This is a genomic window from Bacteroides mediterraneensis (assembly GCF_025993685.1).
Taxonomy (GTDB): Bacteria; Bacteroidota; Bacteroidia; order Bacteroidales; family Bacteroidaceae; genus Phocaeicola; species Phocaeicola mediterraneensis_A.
In genome coordinates this window covers 1,120,195-1,142,027 of the sequence record NZ_DAJPEN010000001.1, presented here as the reverse complement: position 1 = coordinate 1,142,027, position 21,833 = coordinate 1,120,195, and the positions used below count along the sequence as shown (strand labels likewise).

20 protein-coding genes are annotated in these 21,833 nt (G+C 49.3%); 18 read left to right on the top strand and 2 right to left on the bottom strand.

Features of this window, described 5'->3' with window-relative positions:
• Positions 1–50 precede the first annotated feature (50 nt).
• The 7 genes from OIM59_RS04510 (at position 51) to rpiB (ending at position 8,486) form a co-directional block, all read left to right on the top strand.
• Positions 51–1,208, top strand: coding sequence for an aldose epimerase family protein (locus OIM59_RS04510; protein WP_303895367.1), 1,158 nt, complete (start codon positions 51–53; stop codon positions 1,206–1,208).
• Positions 1,209–1,258: 50 nt separating this feature from the next.
• Positions 1,259–1,936, top strand: a complete 678-nt coding sequence (locus OIM59_RS04505; protein WP_299170962.1) for an NUDIX domain-containing protein — start codon at positions 1,259–1,261, stop codon at positions 1,934–1,936.
• A 4-nt stretch (positions 1,937–1,940) separates the two neighbouring features.
• Positions 1,941–2,630 carry an L-ribulose-5-phosphate 4-epimerase gene (locus OIM59_RS04500; protein ID WP_303895363.1) on the top strand — a complete coding sequence of 230 codons (690 nt, stop codon included), beginning with the start codon at positions 1,941–1,943 and terminating at the stop codon, positions 2,628–2,630.
• Positions 2,631–2,668: 38 nt separating this feature from the next.
• Positions 2,669–4,195, top strand: coding sequence for an L-arabinose isomerase (araA, locus tag OIM59_RS04495; RefSeq protein ID WP_303895360.1), 1,527 nt, complete (start codon positions 2,669–2,671; stop codon positions 4,193–4,195).
• A 106-nt stretch (positions 4,196–4,301) separates the two neighbouring features.
• Positions 4,302–5,900, top strand: a complete 1,599-nt coding sequence (locus OIM59_RS04490) for a xylulokinase (RefSeq protein ID WP_299170968.1) — start codon at positions 4,302–4,304, stop codon at positions 5,898–5,900.
• Positions 5,901–6,036: 136 nt separating this feature from the next.
• Complete coding sequence (locus OIM59_RS04485; protein WP_299170970.1) at positions 6,037–8,052, top strand: transketolase; 2,016 nt, start codon at positions 6,037–6,039, stop codon at positions 8,050–8,052.
• Positions 8,052–8,486: a ribose 5-phosphate isomerase B gene (gene rpiB, locus OIM59_RS04480; RefSeq protein WP_022352623.1), complete on the top strand. Its 435-nt coding sequence runs from the start codon at positions 8,052–8,054 to the stop codon at positions 8,484–8,486. The genes OIM59_RS04485 and rpiB overlap by 1 nt, the downstream gene beginning before the upstream one ends.
• A gap of 88 nt (positions 8,487–8,574) precedes the next feature.
• Here rpiB and OIM59_RS04475 read toward each other — a convergent pair whose 3' ends face one another.
• Positions 8,575–9,348, bottom strand: a complete 774-nt coding sequence (locus OIM59_RS04475; RefSeq protein ID WP_303895355.1) for an arginase family protein — start codon at positions 9,346–9,348, stop codon at positions 8,575–8,577.
• 204 nt (positions 9,349–9,552) lie between these two features.
• Between OIM59_RS04475 and OIM59_RS04470 the strand changes: the two genes are divergently transcribed.
• Positions 9,553–10,593, top strand: a complete 1,041-nt coding sequence (locus tag OIM59_RS04470) for a DUF4468 domain-containing protein (protein ID WP_303895352.1) — start codon at positions 9,553–9,555, stop codon at positions 10,591–10,593.
• 138 nt (positions 10,594–10,731) lie between these two features.
• Here OIM59_RS04470 and OIM59_RS04465 read toward each other — a convergent pair whose 3' ends face one another.
• Complete coding sequence (locus OIM59_RS04465) at positions 10,732–13,026, bottom strand: bifunctional dihydroorotate dehydrogenase B NAD binding subunit/NADPH-dependent glutamate synthase (protein ID WP_303895349.1); 2,295 nt, start codon at positions 13,024–13,026, stop codon at positions 10,732–10,734.
• Positions 13,027–13,378: 352 nt separating this feature from the next.
• Between OIM59_RS04465 and OIM59_RS04460 the strand changes: the two genes are divergently transcribed.
• The 10 genes from OIM59_RS04460 (at position 13,379) to OIM59_RS04415 (ending at position 21,800) form a co-directional block, all read left to right on the top strand.
• Positions 13,379–13,657 (top strand): tol-pal system YbgF family protein, encoded by a 279-nt coding sequence (locus OIM59_RS04460; protein ID WP_072542945.1) that lies wholly within the window; start codon positions 13,379–13,381, stop codon positions 13,655–13,657.
• A 14-nt stretch (positions 13,658–13,671) separates the two neighbouring features.
• A complete protein-coding gene (locus tag OIM59_RS04455) occupies positions 13,672–13,902 on the top strand; it encodes a 4Fe-4S binding protein (RefSeq protein WP_022354230.1) in 231 nt (76 codons plus the stop codon).
• Between the two features lie 30 nt (positions 13,903–13,932).
• Entirely contained in the window at positions 13,933–15,012 is a 1,080-nt protein-coding gene (locus tag OIM59_RS04450; protein ID WP_072542946.1) for a 3-methyl-2-oxobutanoate dehydrogenase subunit VorB, read from the top strand.
• Positions 15,013–15,057: 45 nt separating this feature from the next.
• Positions 15,058–15,186, top strand: a complete 129-nt coding sequence (locus OIM59_RS04445) for a hypothetical protein (RefSeq protein WP_262483167.1) — start codon at positions 15,058–15,060, stop codon at positions 15,184–15,186.
• A 21-nt stretch (positions 15,187–15,207) separates the two neighbouring features.
• Positions 15,208–15,981, top strand: a complete 774-nt coding sequence (locus OIM59_RS04440; protein WP_072542947.1) for a thiamine pyrophosphate-dependent enzyme — start codon at positions 15,208–15,210, stop codon at positions 15,979–15,981.
• 14 nt (positions 15,982–15,995) lie between these two features.
• Entirely contained in the window at positions 15,996–16,538 is a 543-nt protein-coding gene (locus OIM59_RS04435) for a 2-oxoacid:acceptor oxidoreductase family protein (protein WP_148329728.1), read from the top strand.
• Positions 16,539–16,711: 173 nt separating this feature from the next.
• Positions 16,712–18,799 (top strand): putative porin, encoded by a 2,088-nt coding sequence (locus tag OIM59_RS04430; RefSeq protein WP_299170988.1) that lies wholly within the window; start codon positions 16,712–16,714, stop codon positions 18,797–18,799.
• 5 nt (positions 18,800–18,804) lie between these two features.
• A complete protein-coding gene (locus OIM59_RS04425) occupies positions 18,805–19,623 on the top strand; it encodes a transporter substrate-binding domain-containing protein (RefSeq protein WP_299170990.1) in 819 nt (272 codons plus the stop codon).
• Positions 19,624–19,634: 11 nt separating this feature from the next.
• Entirely contained in the window at positions 19,635–20,624 is a 990-nt protein-coding gene (locus tag OIM59_RS04420) for a Gfo/Idh/MocA family protein (protein ID WP_072542950.1), read from the top strand.
• 15 nt (positions 20,625–20,639) lie between these two features.
• Complete coding sequence (locus OIM59_RS04415; RefSeq protein WP_299170994.1) at positions 20,640–21,800, top strand: DUF4421 domain-containing protein; 1,161 nt, start codon at positions 20,640–20,642, stop codon at positions 21,798–21,800.
• Positions 21,801–21,833: the final 33 nt, after the last annotated feature.

Genomic DNA, 21,833 nt, shown 5'->3' with positions numbered 1-21,833 from the left:
TGTTTTAAGTGTTACTTTTACACCATAAATAAAAAACTTCAATAATTCACATGAAAAGCATGAATAAATCTTTACTAGGGGCAAGTATCATCCTTGCAGTATTGAGCGGTTGCGCTTCCAAGAAGACCCAGCAACCGGAACTGACATTATCAGGCTTGAACCCTGCCAACTTCGAAACTTTAGTGGAAGGTACCAAACCTGTCAAACTCTATACTTTGAAAAATCATCAGGGCATGGAAGTCTGTGTGACCAACTTCGGAGGACGTCTTGTATCCATCATGGTTCCAGACAAGAACGGCAAGATGACGGATGTGGTTCTCGGATTTGACAGTATCGCAGATTATCAAAATATTCCGAGTGATTTCGGTGCAGCCATCGGGCGTTATGCCAACCGAATCAACAAAGGCAAAATCACTCTTGACGGACAGGAAATCCAACTTCCGACAAACAACTTCGGTCACTGCCTGCACGGCGGGCCTACCGGATGGCAATATCAGGTATATGAGGCCAACCAGACGAACGACAGTACCCTTGTGCTGACCATGAAATCACCGGATGGAGACAATAACTTCCCGGGCAACGTAACGGCTCATGTAACCTATTCCCTGACAGCCGACAATGCCATCGACATCCAGTATGATGCCACTACCGACAAGACAACTGTCATCAACATGACCAACCACTCGTATTTCAACCTGAGCGGCGACCCTTCAAAACCGGCTACTGACCACGTGCTTTATGTGGCTTCCGACAGCATCACACCGGTAGACAGCACCTTCATGACCACCGGCGAAATGATGGCAGTAAAAGATACTCCGTTCGACTTCAACACACCGAAGACCATTAGTCCGGATGTCACAGACTTCAGCAACGAACAAGTGAAATTCGGTAACGGATTCGACCATAACTGGGTTTTGAAGACCAAAGGTGACATCAACCAGCTGGCAGCCAAACTGACTTGTCCAACCACAGGCATCAGCCTGGAGGTATACACCAATGAACCTGGTATCCAGGTGTATACAGGAAACTTCCTGGACGGAACGGTGAAAGGAAAGAAAGGCATCGCCTATCCACAGCGGGCTTCCGTTTGTCTGGAAACACAGCACTATCCCGACAGTCCCAACAAGCCCCAATGGCCTTCTGTTATTCTGGCTCCAGGACAAACTTACCAGAGTCACTGTATCTTCAAATTTACAGTGGAGAAATGACAGAGCCCCACAAGAAACCTAGTTGAAAAGAACAAAAAGTCAAAAATTGAATGACCACTTACTATAAGCATAATCCCAAATTCTACGTCGGCATCGACTGCATCATTTTCGGATTCGAAAAAGGAGAACTGAACTTATTGCTGCTGAAACGAAATTTTGAGCCGGCAATGGGCCAATGGTCTCTGATGGGAGGATTCATCCAGGAAAACGAAAGTGCGGACGATGCGGCCAAACGGGTACTGAGCGAGCTGACCGGTCTGGAAAATGTGTACATGGACCAGATTGGGGCATTCGGTGCCATAGACCGCGACCCGGGAGAACGCGTAATTTCACTGGCCTATTATGCGCTTATCAACATCAACGAATATGACCGGGAACTGGTGCAGCAGCACAATGCGCATTGGATAAACATCAATGAAATTCCCGACCTTATTTTCGATCACAACGAGATGGTGGAGAAAGCACGTGCCATCATGCGCCAGAAGGCATCGAGAGCCCCCATCGGCTTCAACCTGCTTCCCGAGCTGTTCACCTTGACTCAGCTGCAAAGCCTGTATGAAGCCATCTACGGCGAACCGATGGACAAGCGCAATTTCCGCAAGCGCATCGCAGAAATGGGATTTATTGAGAAAACTGATAAAATAGATAAAACAGGATCCAGAAGAGGAGCCTCTCTTTATAAATTTAATGACAAGGCATATCAGAAGGATCCGAAATTTAAACTTTAATCACATGTTAGAAGCACTAAAAGAAGAAGTTTTCCATGCAAACCTGGATTTGGTAAAGCACGGACTGGTGATTTTTACGTGGGGAAATGTGTCTGCCATCGACCGTGAAAGCGGACTGGTAGTCATCAAACCTAGCGGAGTGTCTTACGATGAAATGAAAGCTGAGGATATGGTAGTAGTCGATTTGGAAGGAAACGTAGTGGAAGGCAATTTGCGCCCTTCAAGTGACACCCCTACCCATCTGGTTCTCTACAAGGCTTTCCCTGAAATCGGCGGAGTGGTACACACCCACTCTACTTATGCCACTGCCTGGGCACAGGCCGGATGCGACATTCCGAACATCGGTACCACTCATGCAGACTATTTCCACGAGGCAATTCCCTGCACAGCCGACATGACAGAAGAGGAAGTGAAGGGTACCTACGAACTGGAAACGGGAAATGTCATCGTGAAACGCTTCGAGGGCATGAATCCGGTACATACTCCGGGAGTGCTCGTAAAGAATCACGGACCTTTCTCATGGGGTAAAGATGCACACGATGCCGTACACAATGCCGTAGTCATGGAACAAGTGGCAAAGATGGCCAGCATTGCTTACGCCATCAACCCGCACCTGACCATGAACCCGCTGCTGGTGGAAAAACACTTCAGCCGCAAACACGGTCCGAACGCTTACTACGGACAAAAGAAATAACAACAAAGCCAACCAATTAATTATAAAATACAATCACTATGAACACATTTGATCAATATGAAGTATGGTTCGTAACCGGAGCTCAGCTCCTTTACGGAGGCGATGCAGTCATCGCAGTAGACGCACACAGCAACGAAATGGTAGCAGGTTTGAACGCCAGCGGCAAACTGCCTGTGAAAGTGGTATATAAAGGAACAGCCAACTCTTCAAAAGAAGTAGAAGCCGTATTCAAAGCAGCCAACAACAACGAAAAATGTATCGGTATCATCACTTGGATGCACACTTTCTCTCCGGCCAAGATGTGGATTCACGGCTTGCAGCAATTGAAAAAACCGTTGCTCCATCTGCACACTCAGTTCAACAAAGAAATTCCATGGGACACAATGGACATGGATTTCATGAACCTGAACCAGTCTGCTCACGGCGACCGCGAATTCGGTCATATCTGCACTCGCATGCGTATCCGTCGCAAAGTGGTAGTAGGTTACTGGAAAGAAGAATCTACTCAGAAGAAGATTGCTGTCTGGATGCGTGTATGTGCTGCATGGGCTGACGCACAGGATATGCTGATTATCCGCTTCGGCGACCAGATGAACAATGTAGCCGTTACCGACGGTGACAAAGTAGAAGCTGAACAGCGCATGGGATACCATGTAGACTACTGCCCGGTAAGCGAACTGATGGAATACCACAAGGCTGTAAAAGACGAAGATGTGGATGCATTGGTAAAAACTTACTTCAACGAATACGACCATGACGCTGAACTGGAAGACAAATCTACAGAAGCCTACCAGAAAGTATGGAACTCAGCCAAAGCTGAACTGGCTCTCCGTGCCATCCTGAAAGCAAAAGGTGCCAAAGGTTTCACGACCAACTTCGACGACCTGGGTCAGACAGACGGCAGCCACTTCGACCAGATTCCGGGATTGGCTTCTCAGCGCCTGATGGCAGAAGGATATGGTTTCGGAGCAGAAGGCGACTGGAAATCAGCTGCTTTGTACCGTACCGTATGGGTAATGAATCAGGGATTGCCTAACGGATGTTCTTTCCTGGAAGACTACACACTGAACTTCGACGGTGAAAACAGTGCCATCCTGCAGGCCCACATGCTGGAAGTTTGCCCGATGATTGCTGCCAAGAAGCCTCGTCTGGAAGTACACTTCCTGGGTATCGGCGTTCGCAAGAGCCAGACTGCACGTCTTGTCTTCACTTCCAAAGTAGGTACAGGATGTACAGCTACTGTAGTAGACCTTGGCAACCGCTTCCGTCTGATTGTAAACGATGTAGAATGCATCGAACCGAAACCGCTGCCAAAATTGCCGGTTGCTTCTGCCCTCTGGAAACCGATGCCTAACTTCGAAATCGGTGCTGGTGCATGGATTCTGGCTGGTGGTACACACCACTCTTGCTTCTCATACGACCTGACTGCAGAATACTGGGAAGACTATGCTGAAATCGCCGGCATTGAAATGGTACACATCAACAAAGACACTACCATCGGTGAATTCAAGAAAGAACTTCGCATGAACGAAGTATACTACATGCTGAACAAAGCACTCTGCTAATACTTTGTCAGTCTCATTAAAAGTGCTGGACAGAAAATTTCTTTCTGGCAGCACTTTTAATTTTTAATATTGCTTTATTTCTTAACTTTAAATTGTTGATTTTGATATGAAATCAGATGCTAAGTCAACCATTGAGGCAGGCAAGGCCATTCTGGGTATTGAATTCGGTTCCACCCGAATCAAAGCTGTCTTGATTGACCAGGAAAACAAACCCATCGCACAAGGTAGCCACACGTGGGAAAACCAGCTGGTAGACGGACTCTGGACCTACAGCATTGAAGCTATCTGGGCTGGTGTACAAGATTGTTACGCCGATCTCCGCGCCAACGTAAAGAAACAATATGGCATAGAAATAGAAACGCTGGCAGCCATCGGCATCAGTGCCATGATGCACGGCTACATGGCTTTCAACAACAAGGAAGAGATTCTGGTACCTTTCCGCACCTGGAGAAATACCAACACCGGGAAAGCTGCTGCCGAACTGTCTGAACTGTTCGTCTACAACATTCCTTTGAGATGGAGTATCTCTCACCTTTATCAGGCCATCCTGAACAAGGAAGAGCACGTAAAAGACATTACGTTCCTTACCACACTTGCCGGCTACGTACACTGGCAGATTACCGGTGAAAAGGTACTGGGCATCGGCGATGCTTCCGGTATGCTTCCTATCGACCCTGCCACAAAGAACTATTCTGCCGAAATGGTAGCCAAGTTCGACAAGCTGGTAGCTCCTTACGGATTCAGCTGGAAACTGACCGACATCCTGCCCAAAGTTTTGCTGGCCGGAGAAAATGCCGGTTGCTTGACCGAAGAAGGTGCCAAGAAGCTGGATGTATCAGGCCACTTGAAAGCAGGCATACCCGTATGTCCTCCGGAAGGAGATGCCGGCACTGGAATGGTAGCTACCAATGCTGTCAAGCAACGCACGGGTAACGTATCAGCAGGTACCTCTTCTTTCTCCATGATTGTATTGGAAAAAGACCTGTCAAAACCGTATGAAATGATTGACATGGTGACTACCCCCGACGGTAGTCTGGTAGCCATGGTACATTGCAACAACTGTACCTCCGACTTGAACGCATGGGTCAACCTGTTCAAGGAATACCAGGAACTGATGGGCATGCCGGTAGACATGGACGAAATCTTCGGCAAACTGTATAACAACGCGCTGACAGGCGATGCAGATTGTGGCGGACTGATTTCCTACAACTACTTCTCAGGTGAACCTGTGACAGGACTGACAGAAGGACGCCCGCTGTTCCTGCGTACAGCCAACGACAAATTCAACCTGGCCAATTTCATGCGCGCCCATCTGTATGCTTCTGTAGGCGTACTGAAAATTGGAAATGACATCCTCTTCAACGAAGAGAAAATCAAAGTCGACCGCATTACAGGTCATGGCGGTTTGTTCCGCACCAAAGGTGTAGGACAAAGAGTGCTTGCTGCAGCCATCAATTCCCCGATTTCCGTCATGGAGACAGCCGGTGAAGGTGGCGCATGGGGTATCGCCCTGCTGGGTTCTTATCTGGTAAACAATGACAAGAAGCAGTCGCTGGCCGATTTTCTTGACGAAAAAGTTTTCGCAGGCAATGCAGGCGTAGAGGTATCACCTACACCGGAAGACGTAGCCGGATTCAACGCCTATATTGAAAAATACAAGGCTTGTCTGCCTGTAGAAGAGGCTGCTGTAAAATACAAGAAGTAAAAAAGTGTGAAATAAATTAAGTTACTTCCACTTTGTAATTTACATATAAATGTCATACCTTTGCTCATAAATTCAAGAAGCAGGCGCCAATAGCGGCGTCTGCCTTATGTAGCATACAAATTAAAAAATTAATTATATGAACAGCAAACAAGTTATGAACCACGCTGCTGATAATATTCGTATTTTAGCTGCTTCAATGGTTGAAAAAGCCAAATCCGGTCACCCCGGAGGCGCAATGGGCGGAGCCGATTTCATTAATGTATTGTATGCAGAATACCTGCAGTACGACCCACAAAATCCGAAATGGGAAGGACGCGACCGTTTCTTCCTCGACCCGGGTCACATGTCTCCGATGTTGTATTCACAACTGGCACTCATCGGAAAATTCACATTGGAAGAATTACAGCAACTGCGCCAGTGGGGTTCTCCGACTCCGGGACATCCGGAAGTGGACGTGATGCGTGGCATTGAAAACACATCCGGTCCGCTGGGACAAGGTCACACTTTTGCCGTAGGTGCCGCTATCGCAGCCAAATTCCTGGCAGCCCGCACAGGCAATCCTACCTTTGCAAAAGAAACCATCTATGCATATATTTCAGACGGAGGTATTCAGGAAGAAATCTCTCAGGGCAGCGGACGTATTGCCGGATGCCTGGGACTGGACAACCTGATTATGTTCTACGACTCCAATGAAATCCAGCTGTCTACTGAGACTAAGGATGTAACCACGGAAGATACAGCCATGAAATACCGTGCATGGGGATGGAACGTCATCGAAATCAACGGTAACGACTGTGAAGAAATCCGCACAGCCTTGAACGCTGCCAAAGCAGAAAGCAAACGCCCGACTCTGATCATCGGTAAATGTATCATGGGTAAGGGTGCCCGCAAGGCAGACAACACTTCTTACGAGCACAACTGCAAGACTCACGGAGCTCCGTTGGGTGGCGATGCTTACAAGAATACCATCCTCAACCTGGGAGGTGACCCGGAAAATCCGTTCGTTATCTTCGACGACGTAAAAGAAATCTATGCCAAACGTGCAGAAGAACTGAAAGCCATCACAGCTGCCCGTCACGAAGAAGAAGCTGCATGGGCCGCCGCCAATCCGGAAAAAGCCGCACAGCTGAAAGAATGGTTCAGCGGTGCCGCACCGAAAGTGGACTGGGCTCACATCCAGCAAAAGGCTAACGATGCAACCCGCAACGCTTCAGCTACCGTATTGGGCGCACTGGCACAGCAGGTTCCCAACATGATTTGTGCATCTGCCGACTTGTCAAACTCTGACAAGACCGACGGTTTCCTGAAACAGACTCACGCCTTTACCAACGGTGACTTCAGCGGTGCCTTCTTCCAGGCCGGAGTAGCCGAGCTGACCATGGCTTGCTGCTGCATCGGTATGGCTTTGCATGGCGGTGTGATTGCTGCTTGCGGTACCTTCTTCGTATTCTCCGACTACATGAAACCGGCTGTACGTATGGCTGCCCTCATGCAGCTGCCAGTGAAATTCATCTGGACACACGATGCATTCCGCGTAGGGGAAGACGGACCGACACACGAACCGGTGGAACAGGAAGCACAAATCCGTTTGATGGAAAAACTGAAAAACCATCACGGCAAGAACTCCATGCTGGTTCTCCGTCCGGCCGATGCCGAAGAAACGACTGTATGCTGGAAACTGGCTATGGAAAATACCGACACTCCGTCTGCCCTGATTCTGTCTCGCCAGAACATCAACATGCTGCCGGAAGGCACAGACTACGCACAGGCTGCCAAAGGAGCCTACATCGTAGCCGGTTCTGATGAAAATCCGGATGTCATCATGGTAGCTTCCGGTTCTGAAGTTTCTACCTTGGTAGCCGGAGCCGAACTGCTGCACAAAGACGGCATCAAGACACGCATCGTATCTGTTCCGTCGGAAGGTCTGTTCCGCAGCCAGAGCAAGGAATATCAGGAAAGCATCCTTCCTGCCGGAGCCAAAGTATTCGGTCTGACCGCCGGTCTGCCGGTGAACTTGCTCGGATTGGTAGGTGCCAACGGCAAAATCTGGGGTCTGGAATCATTCGGTTTCTCTGCTCCTTACAAAGTGCTGGATGAAAAATTGGGATTCACCGCAGAAAATGTGTATAACCAAGTAAAAGAAATGCTCTGATGAAAACGATAGGACTTGCATCCGACCATGCCGGATTTGAATTGAAACAATACGTAAAAAAATGGCTGGAAGCTAAGGGGTGGGAATACAAGGATTTTGGTACTTACTCTACTGAAAGCTGCGACTATCCCGATTATGCACATCCATTGGCTCTGGCTGTAGAAAAAGGCGAATGCTATCCGGGAATTGCCATCTGCGGAAGCGGAGAAGGCATCAGCATGACGCTGAACAAACACCAAGGTATCCGTGCGGCACTTTGCTGGATTCCGGAAATCGCCCATCTGGCCCGTCAGCACAATGATGCCAACGTATTGGTCATGCCGGGACGTTTCATCGATGAAGCCACTGCCGACAAGATTATGACGGAATTCTTTACGACCGACTTTGAAGGCGGACGTCATCAGGCAAGGATTGACAAGATGCCGGTTCGGTAATTCTTTCCCTAAGCACATTCAGGGAAACCTTATTCATTGAGATGAAATAGAAAATCCCGTTTCCACAAGGTTGGAAGCGGGATTTTTTTCATTCTGCCTGCTTGTTACGCCAAAAGAAATCCAGCAGTTCCTGGTTGGCTTTGCTGTCGAGGGCCACTTCCTGCTTTTCTTTGAAAATATCCAAGGTGGTAGGGCATTCTCCACAAATATCAATTCCAATCACTTGTTCATGGTGCAATACCACCGACAGCAGTTGCTCCAGTTCCGGAAGTGAAAGCGTCCCCTGGTCCCAGTTGGTCGCAGCAGATTGCGCATCCAATACATCCTTATCAATTGACAAGTATACAGGTCCTTCCACATGCTGCACAGAAAACTGTTTCCAAGCCTCTTCATGCGAAAGCTCCTTCTCGCCATAGAAAATCACCCGCTCCCGACAGGCCTCCGGAATAACCTCCTTCAATTTTTCCGATACTCCTGCCAGAATCACATTCCGTACGTAAGGATTGGTGTCCATCACGTCCTTCACCCATCCTCCACAAGAGATCACACCCTCAAACAGCGGAGGCTGCATGTCAGGATGATGGTCAAACACCACCAGTGAAAAAGGCTGCCGAATCTTGTCGGTCCAGAATTTTGTCAGATAATGATAATTGCCGGAATCGATAAAGTGAATCCCCCGGGCCGGATAACCGGCTATCAACCGCTTCAAAGCGCCGGCCCCTTCTTTGTCACAATAACATTCCGTACCCTTCAGATGCGTGCAATCCAGCCACGTGTAATTCCGCTCATGGGAAAAACGTTCCCAGTCGTACACACCCGTGAAATTCATAATCACCACTCGTCCGTTGTTTGCTGTATCCATATCACTCCAGTACTTTTATTCTGAACAATTCCCGCAAATATCATACCTTCCACACAAATGACAGAATGACAGCGACCCGCAAAAAAATGATAAGAAATCCGATTCCTGCATGCAGGAGAAAAAAAATGGCTATCTTTACAAGCAATATGGCGGAAATCGCTATCTTCACTCCAGAAAATTAAATTGTAAACCATTATACGAATTATGAAAAAACTGTTATTCATTCTATTGGCCTGTCTGCCTTTGTTCGGCATGGCCAAGGATAAAAAAGAAAACTCCGACCCGAAGTATCTGGCAGGAGCCATCACCCTGGAAGACGGGAAAGTGACTTTCAATCATGAAATCAAGGCTCCTTCTCTCTCCAAAGAACAACTGTACCAGCAAATGCTTGACTGGGCCAACAACCGCTTCAAACCCGATGGAAAGCTGCAGAGCCGGGTGGTTTATACGAGTGAAGAAGAAGGTGACATTGCCGCTTCGGCTGAGGAATACATTGTCTTCTCCTCCTCCGCCCTTTCACTGGACCGCACCCGTATCTACTACCAGTATCTTATCCATGTGACCGACGGCGTATGCCAGATGACCATGACCCGCATCCGCTACTGGTATGACGAAAACCGTGACGGAGGACAGAAATACACAGCCGAAGAATGGATTACCGATGACATGGCACTGAACAAGAAGAAAACGAAACTTGCCCCCATCTGCGGAAAGTTCCGCCGCGAAACCATCGACCTGAAAGACCAGCTTTTCCAGTCGGCTACCGATGCGCTGGGACAAAAGGTGCTGGCTAACGAGGCAACTCCTGCCGCAACCGTACCTGCCACCCCACTGGCTCCGGCACTGACCGGCGAACTGAAAGATGTGGATGTGACAAAACTTACTGACAACTGGAACAGCCAGCTGCAGAACGGACGCATCACTCTGACGGCCAATGAGGAAGAAATCGAAATCAAACCGGAAAACTGGGGAGGCTTCGGAAAAATGTTCAACAAGAACGTGGCCTACCTGCTGATTGCACAAGACCGCATCGCCCTCAGCGCCCTGATGGAACAGTGCACGGAATATAAGATTACCTTCTACGCACAGGGAAGCACCCAACCGGCTGCAGTGATTGAGTGCAAGAAGTCCATGAGCCAGAAAATGACGGCAGACGACCTGAAATCACTTAACATCCAAGCAGATAGCAGCAAATCGTACACCATGTACACCGGTGAAATCACACGTACGCTGCTCCGCCAGTAACCCCATAAAAAACGTCCTTACGTTTTACTCAAAACACAAGGACATTTTATCTAAAACGCAAGGACGTTTTAAAGGAAACGCAAAGACGTTTTTTCCCAAACGTCCTTGCGTTTTTTTATGCTATTTCCCCGCAAAGGTTCATGCTTTCTGAAGCTGACGGTTCATGGCGGCTGCCGCACGGCGTCCGTCGCCCATGGCCAGAATCACAGTAGCTCCACCGCGTACGATATCCCCTCCGGCATAGATGGTCGGGATGGACGACTGCATGTCCTCGTTCACTGCGATGGTACCCTTACGTCCCAGTTCCAAACCCGGAATGGAATGAGGTACAATCGGATTCGGCGACACACCCACACTGACGATGGCCATGTCAATGTCCAAGGTCACCGTAGCCCCCGGGATGGGTACCGGACTGCGACGACCGGAGGCGTCGGGCTCGCCCAACTCCATTTTCTGCAACACCACTTGTTTCACCCGACCCTTCTCGTCGGCAATGTATTCAATCGGATTGTGCAGGGTCAGGAATTCCACACCTTCCTCCTTGGCATGTTTCACTTCCTCCAGACGGGCCGGCATTTCTGCTTCCGAACGACGGTAAATAATCATCGCCTTCTCCGCTCCCAGACGGCGGGCCGTACGCACAGAATCCATGGCCGTATTTCCACCTCCAATCACAGCGACTCGCTTACCGAAGGTCACCGGAGTGTCGGCGTCCTCACTGGCCGCATCCATCAGATTCACACGGGTCAGGTATTCATTGGACGACATGATGTTGATGGAGTTCTCGCCCGGAATGTTCATGAAATTAGGCAATCCGGCACCCGAAGCTACAAAGATTCCCTTGTAACCTTCGTTCTCCAAATCTTCCACACTGAGGGTCTTCCCGATGATGCAGTCCTTCACAAAAGTGACACCCATCTTCGACAGGTTATCGATTTCCACGTCCACAATCTTGTTGGGCAGACGGAACTCCGGAATACCATATTTCAACACACCGCCAATTTCGTGCAGGGCCTCGAACACGGTCACATCGTACCCCATCTTGGCCATGTCGCCCGCAAACGACAATCCCGCGGGTCCCGAACCGACCACCGCCACCTTGATGCCGTTCTTGGCCGCAATTTCCGGGACCAAAACCTGTCCGCTTTCCCGCTCGTAATCGGCTGCAAAACGTTCCAAGTAACCGATGGCCACTGCTTCGTGCCCCATCTTCAAGTGGATACACTTCGACTCACACTGCTTTTCCTGCGGACAGACACGTCCGCACACAGCCGGAAGTGCACTGGTTTTCTTCAACGTACGCGCCGCTTCCAAAAATTCTCCACGCTCAATGTTCTTGATGAAGCCCGGAATATCAATGCCCACCGGACAACCTTCCATACAGGAAGGATTGGCACAGTCCAGACATCGCTTGGCCTCCGTCAGCGCCTGTTCTTCGTTCAGTCCCAAGTTCACTTCCTCCTTGCGGCTGTGTGAGCGGTATTCCGGGTCCAGTTCGTTCATCTTCACCCGAGGAATCAGGGTACGCTCTTTCGGCTTCATCCGCTTGCGCAACGCTTCGCGCCACTCCGCATTCCGGCCCGAAGCAGCCTGTTCCGCTTCACATGCCGCAGGATGCTCGTCCAGCTTATGGATTTCCTCCCGTTCGATGTCCTTGAAAGCACCCATACGCTTGAGCATCTCGTCAAAGTCCACCTGGTGGCCGTCGAATTCCGGACCATCCACACACACGAACTTCGTCTTTCCTCCCACGGTGATACGGCAGGCACCACACATACCCGTTCCATCCACCATGATGGTGTTCAGAGACACATCGGTCGGGATGTCGTATTTCTTTGTCAGCAGGCAGACAAACTTCATCATGACAGCCGGACCGATGGCAAAGCATTTGTCCACCTTCTCGCGCTTGATGACCGCTTCCACTCCTTCCGTCACCAGTCCTTTCTGTCCGTAAGAACCATCGTCGGTCATGATAATCACTTCGTCAGAACTTTCCCGCATTTCCTTTTCCAGGATAATCAGTTCCTTTGTACGTCCGGCCAATACGGTAATCACCCGGTTGCCGGCAGCTTTCAATGCCTGCACGATGGGGAGCATCGGAGCCACCCCCACTCCTCCTCCGGCACAGACTACCGTACCGAAATTCTCAATATGAGTGGCTTTTCCCAACGGACCAACCACATCTGTAATATAATCGCCTACGTTCAATTCGCATAAACGGGTGGACGAAAGCCCCACCTCCTGTACCACCAGCGTGATGGTTCCTTTCACCGGGTCGGCCGCAGCAATGGTCAGCGGCATGCGTTCTCCCTTTTCTCCCACACGGACAATCACAAAATGCCCGGCCTTGCGCGATTTCGCAATCAAGGGAGCCTCAATGACCAGCTTAAAAACTTTTTCGGAAAAATGTTCCTTCTGAAGAATTCTGTTCATAGTTTTATCTGATAAAGTTAATTATTAGTTGTTTCTTTATGAATAAATTGCCACAAAGTTAAAAGAAATAACGACACTTTCAAAGATTTTTCAACCTTTCGGCAGGATTCTGACAAGAAGTCACAAGAATCCCCCCATCGGTTTCCAGGTATCCATTGGCCCGCAGATAGTTAACGATGCATCTTTTTCAAATGAAACGAAAAGAGATGCACTATAAGAGACTAATAGACAATGAATTATACACACTTCCAAAAAAGTTTTTTCGGAGAAAAATGCTATTTATTCCGCAAAAATGACTCTTATACCAAATTAAAGACTATCTTTGTAAGGTTACAATATGATATAAAAGCTCATGAATGAACGACTGAATCACATCAGACAACTGATAAATGAAGGGAATGTAGATACCGCTATATCCTGCCTGAATGATTTACTCCTCACGGCTTCCTCCCCCCTTCCGGAAGCTTATTATCTTCTGGGGAACGCCTTTCGGAAAAAAGGCGACTGGCAGGGTGCGCTGAACAATTATCAGGAAGCAATCTCTTTGGACCCGGAGAGTCCGGCATCCGAAGCCAGAGCGATGATGATGGATATACTCAATTTTTATAACAAAGATATGTTTAATCAATAAGATATAATAGAACTATGGCTAAAATGAAAGGTGTGGTTGTAGTAAATACAGAACGCTGCAAAGGATGCAACCTGTGCGTGGTAGCTTGTCCGTTGCACGTGCTGTCGCTCACCCCAAAAGTAAATCAAAAAGGATATAATTTCGTGCAGCAGGTAGTGGAAGATACCTGCAACGGATGCTCTTCGTGCGCCATCGTGTGCCCGGACGGATGTCTCACCGTATACAGAGCAAAATGTGAAGAATAAAAAATGCCCAACAAGCAAAAATTAAGAATTATGGCAGAAGAAGTTGTTCTTATGAAAGGTAACGAAGCTATAGCCCATGCCGCCATCCGTTTCGGCGTGGATGGTTACTTCGGTTACCCTATCACTCCCCAATCTGAAGTATTGGAAACGCTTGCCGAACAGAAACCTTGGGAAACCACCGGAATGGTAGTGCTTCAGGCCGAAAGTGAGGTAGCGGCAATTAATATGGTGTATGGAGGCGCCGGTAGCGGAAAAATGGTCATGACATCCTCATCCAGCCCGGGTGTCAGTCTGAAGCAGGAGGGTATCTCCTACATTGCAGGAGCCGAACTGCCTTGTCTGGTGGTGAACGTCATGCGAGGCGGTCCGGGATTGGGTACCATCCAGCCGAGTCAGGCCGATTATTTCCAGACCACCAAAGGTGGCGGACACGGTGACTATCACCTCATCGCACTGGCTCCGGCTTCCGTACAGGAAATGGCCGACTTTGTAGGTCTGGCTTTCGACCTGGCATTCAAATACCGCAACCCGGCCATGATTCTGGCCGACGGAGTCATCGGTCAGATGATGGAAAAAGTGGTGCTTCCGGAATTCCGCCCCCGACGGACAGAAGAGGAAATTCTGGCACAATGTCCATGGGCTACCACCGGCTGCAAAGGACGCAAGCCAAACATCATCACTTCGCTGGAACTTGACCCGGCGGTAATGGAACAGCGTAACCTGCACCTGCAAGCCAAATATGCGGAAATCGAAGAGAAAGAAACGCGCTATGAAGAGCTGGACGCAGAAGATGCGGAATACCTGATTGTAGCCTTCGGTTCGTGTGCCCGTATCGCCCAGAAAGCCATGGAACATGCCCGCGAAGAGGGAATCAAGGTCGGTCTGTTCCGCCCGATTACCCTGTGGCCTTTCCCCAGCAAGGCTTTGAAAGAAAGAGCCAAACAAGTGAAAGGTATCCTGACCGTGGAACTGAACAGCGGACAGATGATTGAAGACGTCCGTCTGGCCGTAGAATGCAAAGTACCGGTAGAGCACTTCGGACGCTTGGGCGGTATCGTTCCCGATCCGGATGAAGTAATCGAAGCCATTAAAGAAAAACTGATTAAATAAGTTATGGATACCGACAGAATAAGAGCCGTCTTAAACGTGTTGTTTATGATTGGTGCACTGATTTCCGTAATTCTCTATTTCACTTTGGGCGACGACAAGACCGTATTCTTCTACGTGTGCGGTGCCTCTCTTTTCCTGAAGATGATGGAGTTCGTGTTCCGTTTCTTTCTATGATAAACTACAGGAGAACCAATTATGACAAAAGAAGATATAATCAAACCTGAAAATCTGGTTTATCAGAAGCCTCGATTGCTGAACGATAACCCGATGCACTACTGTCCGGGATGCAGCCACGGAGTAGTCCACAAACTGATTGCCGAAGTCATCGACGAAATGGGTATGGCCGAGAAAGCCGTCGGAGTAAGTCCGGTGGGATGCGCCGTATTCATGTATAACTACCTGGACATCGACTGCCAGGAAGCCGCACACGGACGTGCGCCTGCCTTGGCCACCGCCATCAAACGCCTCTGGCCCGACCGTCTGGTATTCACATACCAAGGCGACGGTGACTTGGCCTGCATTGGTACGGCAGAAACCATCCACGCATTGAACCGTGGCGAACACATTACAATTATTTTCATCAACAACGCCATCTACGGTATGACCGGTGGACAGATGGCCCCGACCACGCTGGTGGGAATGAAGACCTCCACCTGCCCTTACGGACGTGTGCCGGAAATCCACGGCTACCCGCTGAAGATGACAGAAATCGCTGCCACCCTGCAGGGAACCGCCTACGTCACCCGCCAGTCCGTACAGTCAGTGGCTGCCATCCGCAAGGCCAAGAAAGCCATCCGCAAAGCCTTTGAATGCTCCATGCAGAAAAAAGGCTCCAGCCTGGTAGAAATTGTGTCTACCTGCAACTCCGGATGGAAAATGTCACCCGAAGCCGCCAACAAATGGATGGAAGAGAACATGTTCCCGTTCTACCCGCTGGGCGACCTGAAAGATACTACAGATATTAAATAATCATTCGCATACCTATGAAAGAAGAAATTATCATCGCAGGATTTGGAGGTCAAGGGGTACTTTCCATGGGAAAAATCCTGGCATACTCCGGGTTGATGGAAAACAAGGAAGTGACCTGGATGCCTGCCTACGGTCCCGAACAGCGCGGAGGTACGGCCAACGTCACCGTCATCGTCAGCGACGAACGTATCTCTTCCCCGATTCTCAGCAAATACGATACAGCCATCATCTTGAACCAGCCTTCGCTTGCCAAGTTTGAGAACAAGGTAAAACCGGGTGGAGTACTGATTTACGACGGCTACGGCATCATCAATCCCCCGACCCGCAAGGACATCCATGTGTACCGCATCGATGCCATGGACGAAGCCAACGAACGGAAAATGGCCAAGACCTTCAACATGATTGTGCTGGGTGGCCTGCTCAAGATACGCCCTATCGTATCCATTGACAGTGTGGTAAAGGCATTGCATAAGACCTTACCCGAACGTCACCACCACTTGATTCCGATGAATGAAGAAGCCATCAAAATCGGCATGGAAATCATCAAGGAAGTCTGATTTCCCTCGGAAACCGATATATCTCTGAAACCAAAAGGCCGCAAGGAAATTCTACAGATAAATTCCCTTGCGGCCTTTTGGTTACCCTGCACCTTCAGAATCCATCCGACCGCCCTACTTTTTGAAAGGTACAACCGTCCGTTTTCGCTTTTTTATTGTATCTTTGCCCCATTATGAAGAAAATACTTTTTACAGCCATACTCCTGTTTCTGTGCGGCACATTGTTCGCTCAGAACACCATTTCACAATACGGACAAGGAATGTCTGCCACAGGAATGGACAACAACAGGTATGACCGGAATGGAAACCCGATAGATACAACCTCCGTCATCGACGCCAATACGGTACCGGTGGGACTGAATGCCTGGAAAATCGACACACGCTTTGGCGAAATGACTCCGGTTCCGGTGGATACGTTGCAACATGGATTCCAGAACTCCAACGACACGGGAGGCCCTACCGGACATTACACTTATCTGGGGAACTTGGGCTCTCCACGTATCTCGCATGTATTCTTTGAGCGGAAAGAAAGCAGTCAGTTTTTCTTTACCGACCCATACGATTTCACCGTAAGGAAGCCAAACGACGTAATTTATACCAACACCAAATCGCCATTCACCAACCTGACCTATTTCAAGCAAGGCGACGGCCGCTATGGAGAAGAACGTTTCAAGGCGTATTTTGCCGTCAATGTCAACAAACGGATGGGATTCGGCTTCGACATCGACTATACTTACGGACGTGGTAAATATGCCAGCCAGTCAACTGCCTTGTTCAACGGCAACCTCTTTGCCTATTACCACGGCGACAAGTACGACATGCATTTCAGTTTCATCAATGACAACCTGAAAGTGGCCGAAAACGGAGGTATCACAGACGACCGTTACATCACCAATCCGCTGGAGATGGCAGAAGGAAACCGTACGTATGAAACTTACTCCATCCCGACCAACCTTTCGGACATCTGGAACCATAATACGGGATATCACGCCTTCCTGACCCATCGCTACAACTTAGGGTTCTATCGTGACGTGACTACCGAAAACGATACCATCACCAAAACAGAGTTTGTACCGGTCACCAGCTTCATCCATACCGTCAATGTGGACATCAACCGGAGAAAATACATTTCTTACAATACCACTCAGAACGAGGCGTATTTCGAGCACAACTATCTGGGAAAGGATTCACTGGATGTCACCAAGAACTTCTCTATCAAAAACACCGTGGGTATCGCCCTTCGGGAAGGATTCAACAAATGGGCCAAGGCCGGACTGACAGTGTTTGCCAGCTTTGAGCACCGCAACTTCACCTTGACGGATACCATTACGGGAACAGCAGGCCGACGTATCCCTACCAGCCACAAGGAAAACGTGCTCTCCATCGGAGGCCAGCTTATCAAGTCGCAGGGAAAGACGCTCCACTATAATGTGCTGGGTGAAATCGCCATGATTGGCGAGGATGCCGGACAGTTCAGTGTGGAAGGACAGGGCGACCTGAACTTCCGCCTGTTCAATGATACGGTACGCCTGGAGGCCAATGCCTACATCAAGAACCTGAACCCGACTTTCTACTATCGCCATTTCCACTCCAAACACTATTGGTGGGACAATGACCTGAGCAAAATCATGCGTACCCGCATTGAAGGAAAACTGAGTATCGACCGCTGGCGGACCCAACTGAAGGCCGGAGTGGAAAACATCACCAATTACACTTATCTGGACAATACATCGGTGAAATACACCAACTCCAATGAGGTGACCAGTTATAAGAACAACATGGCTGTAAGCCAATATTCCGGAAGCATTCAGGTGTTCAGCGCCACCTTGCGGCAGGATTTCAAACTGGGTATTCTCCATCTGGACAATGAAATCACCTACCAGAAAACCAGCAACGAAACCGTATTGCCTTTGCCGGAGCTCGTGCTTTACCACGACCTGTATATCCGGTTCGGACTGGCCAAGAAAGTGCTCCAGATTGAAATGGGAGCCGACATGCGCTACTTCACACAATACTATGCTCCCGACTATGCACCGGCTATCGGACAGTTCTACCTGCAGAATCCGGATACACGTTACAAGGTGGGAGGCTATCCGCTCATCAACGGATACATCAACCTGCACCTGAAACGTACGCGTATCTTCGTGCAAATGTACAACATCCTGCAACGTACCGGCGAGAAGAGTTATTTCCTCGCCCCTCACTATCCGCTTAACCCTCGTATCCTGAAGGTGGGTATTTCATGGAACTTCTTTGATTAATGCCCATGAAGAGAAGCAAACTTGTTTACCTGTCTGCCGGAGTCGCCATCTTGCTGGTCCTGATTCGTCTCTGTTCGCACCACGAGCCTCATCCGGAGTTCACTCCCCGTGATTATCCCGACATTGTCCATTCAGGCATCCTACGTGCGGTAACGGAGTATAACTCCATCAGCTACCATGCCGACCAAGACAGCATCTCCGGCTTCGACTACGAACTCCTGAATGCCTTTGCACAAGCCAAGCACCTCCGGCTGGAGGTTACCCCTGAAATGAGTTTTGAAGAACGCCTGCAAGGTATCTGCGTAGGAAAATACGACCTGATAGCTACAGGCACCGTCATCACCACCCGCTCGAAGGATAGTCTGCTCTTCTCCCATCCCCTGCTGCTGAGCAAACAAATCCTGGTGCAGCGCAAGCAAGAAGAAGGGAAAGACAGCCTGTATATCCACAACCAACTGGAACTGGGAGGAAAGACGCTACACGTAGTGAAAGGTTCTCCGGCCTTACTACGTATTCACAACCTCATCAATGAAATAGCCGATACCATCTATATACAGGAAATCGACCAGTACGGCCCCGAACAGCTCATGGCGATGGTTTCGGGAGGAGACATCGACTATGCCGTATGCGATGAGAATATCGCCAAAGCCAACATCGAACTGTATCCCAATCTGGACATTGACACCGATATCAGCTTCACTCAGTTTTATGCCTGGGGAGTGGCCAAACACGCCCCACTCCTGCTCGACAGCCTGAACGTATGGCTCGACCAGTACATGAAAAGTGAAGACTACCGGAAACTATATAAAAAGTATTTTCATTAAAACACTCATCTATGATCAAACTGGATAAAGTAAACTGGGGATTCATCGGATGCGGTGAAGTCACCGAAAAGAAAAGCGGCCCGGCTTTCAATATGATTGAAGGCTCCAAAGTGGTAGCGGTCATGAGCCGTGAAGAAGAGAAAGTGAAATCCTACGCCATACGCCACCAGATTCCCCGGTGGTACACCGATGCGCAAGAACTGATTGGAGATGAAGATGTGAATGCCATCTACATTGCCACACCTCCCTCTTCGCACGCCACTTTTGCCATCATGGCCATGAAAGCCGGAAAACCGGTCTACATCGAGAAACCGATGGCCGCCAGTTACGAAGACTGTGCCCGCATCAACCGTATCTCCAAGGAAACAGGTGTGCCTTGTTTCGTAGCCTACTACCGCCGCTACCTGCCTTATTTCCAGAAAGTACGGCAACTGGTCGATGAAGGAGAAATCGGTAACGTCATCAACGTACAGATTCGTTTCGCACAACCGCCTCGGGCGCTGGATTACAACAGCAAGAACCTGCCGTGGCGTGTGCAGCCCGATATTGCCGGTGGAGGGTACTTCTATGACCTGGCACCTCATCAGCTGGATTTGCTGCAAGACATGTTCGGCTGTATCCTCGAAGCGGAGGGCTACAAAAGCAACCGCGGCGGACTGTATGAGGCGGAAGACACCATCAGTGCCTGTTTCAAGTTCGACTCCGGCCTGCCCGGTTCCGGTTCCTGGTGCTTCGTGGCACACGAGTCGGCTAAAGAAGACCGCATCGAAATTATCGGAGATAAAGGCATGATTTGTTTCTCTGTCTTCACCTACGACCCGATAGCCTTGCACACTGAACGTGGACGCGAAGAGATTCTTCCTCCCAATCCTCCTCACGTACAGCTTCCACTGATTAAAGCTGTAGTGGAACATCTGCAAGGCAAAGCCGTCTGCACCTGCGACGGAATCAGTGCCACTCCCACCAACTGGGTCATGGACCGTATCCTGAACAAACTGTAAAAACAAACTTATAGAGTGAAACAACTCTCCTTGTTGACCATACTGCTTGCCTTTCTTCTCTACCCGGCCCAAGGTTCGGCTCAAGTAGAGAAGCAAGACAGTGTGGGCTCCACTGAACCTGCTCCGGTATCCTATCCGCGTCTTCTGCTGAGCAGTCTGACCGATGGCATTGTCCGTTCCATCCAATTCACCGGACAAGGCATCAAGAAAGTCGGCGTCAAACTGAATACGGTAGATACTACCTATATTTCCCCCAACAAATACAACCTGGCTTTCATGCTGGAACAGAGTTCCTGGTATGAGCATTACCGCCTGGGAAGCAACGACGGACAAAGTTTGAGCTTCGCGCCCCATATCAATACCAAACTGGGGGTATATTTCGGCTGGAGATGGATTTTTCTAGGGGTCTCTTTCGACATCAGAGACCTCCTCGGAAAAGGAAAGAACAAGGCTCCCAGAAAAGAAATCGTATTCAATCTGTACAGCGCAAAATTTGGTGTCGATCTCTACTACCGGAAGACAGGCAGTGATTTCAAGATTTCTTCGTATGAGAATTTCAATCTCAACAAGGACTATACCAACACTCCGTTCAACGGCTTTCAAAGCAACATCAAGGGACTGAATGCCTACTGGATTTTCAATCACAAACATTTTTCCTATCCGGCAGCCTACAGCCAGTCAACCAACCAGCGCAAAAGTTGTGGCTCCCTGCTGGCCGGATTCTCTTACTCACAGCATAACATTTCTTTCGACTATACCCAGCTTCCCGACGAAATGCGGCAACAGCTCAGCCCTTCCCTGCAATTCCACAGCCTGCGCTATACGGACTACAACCTCAGTGTGGGCTATGGTTACAACTGGGTTTTTGCCAAGAACTGTCTGCTGAATGTGTCCCTACTTCCGGCTGTGGCTTACAAGAAGTCACGCATCAACGACCAGCCCACCCAGAGCGGTACCAGCTGGGCGCAATGGATCAGGGACATCAACTTCGACCTGATTACCCGTGCTGGCATCACCTGGAACAACAGCAAATATTATGTGGGAGCCTCCCTCGTGCTCCACACTTATGACTATCGGAAACCCACCTTTTCCATGACCAATTCCTTTGGCAGCCTGCGTATCTATATGGGATTCAATTTCTGGAAAAAGAAAGAATATCGCGACAAAAAAGAATAAAAAAAGGAGCTGCCCCAGTGAATAAAAGCAACT